The 2,666-nt window shown below is 36.9% G+C and carries 2 protein-coding genes; both read right to left on the minus strand.

What is annotated here, in order from left to right; genetic code table 11:
• On the minus strand, positions 1 to 1,134 hold a 1,134-nt coding region (locus tag B4237_RS05550; protein ID WP_278596222.1), incomplete at its 3' end, for a glycerophosphodiester phosphodiesterase.
• Between the two features lie 171 nt (positions 1,135 to 1,305).
• Positions 1,306 to 2,666, minus strand: a 1,361-nt coding sequence (locus B4237_RS05555) for a phosphoethanolamine transferase (protein WP_286942076.1), incomplete at its 5' end; no start/stop codon positions are given.

Below are 2,666 nucleotides of genomic sequence, written 5' to 3' on the forward strand. Positions count from 1 at the left end.
TTTTTTCTGAGTTGATAAATAGTTTTGAACTGCTTTACGACCAATCGTAGGATCATCCGTAAAGAAACCATCTACACCTGCTTTAAAGTAAAGCTGCATTTCTTTGATAGAGCCTGTTTCACAACGTTCATCTGCTTTTGAACTGCATTTAAGTGACTCAGGTAAGAAGTTGTTTTCTGGGCGGAATGTATAAGGGTGAACTTTAAGCCCAACATTATGTGCATCTTGAATAAATGAGGTGGTTTCAGTCATCGCAGCATCTTTGAAAACATAAACTTTCCATGGGCCTACGCCATTGGCATAGCTCGATACATCTTTTAAGCCTTGAGCCGTTGCCATATCGCCATAAGTTGTTGGATTTTCAGCTGCAACATAATCTGCTGGACGCGCTGTTTGTTCATCATAAAGTTGAATGAGTTGCCCGTGTTTCACACTTTTATGGAGATCAAGCTGCTGTTTTAGATATTTTAAATTACCCACTTCAAACGACTGTAAGTAAATCGGTGCAATGTCTCGAGTATATTGATACTTTGCGAGTGTTTGTAGCAGCTTATCTTCCATTGCTAAATTTTGATTTTGGAAATAAGTTGGGTGTTTGGTCTCAATGTACAAACCAATAATCTTTCCAGTTTTCTTATAGTTTTTATTTGCAAGGTCAATGATTTGATCTAATGTTGGAATGTCATATAAATCATTGTATTGTGTGTTTTGAGGACGGTACTGTGGGATACGCTCACGCGCTTTTAATTGTTGTAATTCTTTTAATGTAAAGTCTTCAGTGAACCAACCAGTAAGTGTGACACCATCAATCACTTTGGTTTTTTTACGATCAGCAAATTCAGGAACTTCAGCAACATTGGTTGTCCCGCTAATCTCATTTTCATGGCGAGCAACTAATACACCATCTTTGGTAGAAACTAAATCTGGCTCAATGAAATCAGCACCGTCATCAATCGCTTTTTGGTAAGACTCAAGTGTATGTTCAGGTCGAAGAGCGCTTGCACCACGATGACCAACCACTAATATTTGGGGAAATTCATAAGTAGGGTGCTTTGTGTTTGAGTGATCGTTGTTATCATCATTACAACCTACAAGACTAATTAGGCTAAGACAAATGACTGCTTTTTTTAACATAAGTAAGCTCATGTGTTTTTATCAAAGCAACTAGTTTGCAAGTGTTTTTTATCAAACGGATGACAAAAAGATGATAGTTTTGTGAAATTTATAGGATTTTTAAGACGAATAAATAAAAACCCAGCCAATCAGTTTTACCAAAAAGTAAAGCTGATTGATGGACTAAATCTTTTAAGATTTATTTTGCCAGTAAGGCCAATTTGCTTCTGGAGTAAAATGATAATTATCATCTTGCCAATATGACTGATGGCTAGATGATTTATCCTTTAATCCCATGATATGCATGAGGTTGTTATCTAATTCGGCTGTATTTAAAGTTTTACTTTTATTGACACCTGCGATACGTTGTCTATCCGACCACATAATGACAGGAACTTGATAACCTGCTTTGGTGTTCGGGCTATGGCCTGCATAATCGATTTCATGGCCAACTTCATTACCGTGATCTGAAACCACTGTAAATGATCTAAAGTCAGGAATATGATCAGCTTGTAATGTATCCAGAAATTTAGCTAACAAAGAATCTTCGTATAGCACGGCATTGTCATAATCATTTCTTAATGCGCGAATCCAAGGATCAATGTTTCTATTCTTCAGATCTGTTTCAACTAGATCATTACTATCACTCGTAAATTTATTAAAAACGATTGGATAGCGTTCTTGGTAGTTAGGATGTGCACCAATTAAATGAAGAATAATGAGCTTTTTAGGTGCTGGATCGGCTAAAGCTTGTTGGTAAATTGGAATGAGATTTTCATCTAATGAGGTGCTGCTACGACCTGAACGTTTATTCTTATAAATTGCTTGGTCTGCATAAGAGCCAAATAGAGATGAAAGGTAACTATCATCTTGATTACTTAACCAATAAATCTTATAACCCGCCGCACGCGCGTATGCTAAAACACTTTCAGGTGAATATTTGTCATGTTCAGCAGCGGGGCTTTCAGTGAGTAAAACACGTAAAGCATTAATGGTTGATGGTGATGGAGAAAACGCATTACAAAATACTTTGATTTCTGATAGTCGTTTTTTTAGCTCAGGCGTTGTATCTCGAGAATATCCACAAACACCGAGATTTAGACTGGTTAAGCTTTCAGAAACAACCAAGACATGGGTTTGTTTACCTTGAGATTGCTTGGTTTGTATTAGGTTTTTGTGTGCACTAATATCCCATTGTTTATGAACATTTTTATGCTGTTTTATACGACCTCTAAAATCCTGAATTTTAGTCTGATAATCACTCCAAAAGATGAATGGATGTACTTTTCGAGACGGTTTCATGATATGGCTTGTCAAGCAGAGTAAAGTCAGGAAAATAATCAGGCTACGGAATAAACGACTTTGCCAAAGCTGCTGAAAATGTTCTGGTTTTACAACTTTATAAATTGCGTAACTATAGAAAGCAATCAGAAGCACTAAGCCAGTGAGTACACCGATTACGGCTACTCGATGAAGCTGTAGAAACTCCCAAATTTCCTGCTGATTAGTATTGGCAATCGCTTCGATAATGAAGTACGCTTCATTATCACTAC

Source organism: Acinetobacter sp. UBA6526, assembly GCF_002434875.1.
Taxonomy (GTDB): domain Bacteria; phylum Pseudomonadota; class Gammaproteobacteria; order Pseudomonadales; family Moraxellaceae; genus Acinetobacter; species Acinetobacter venetianus.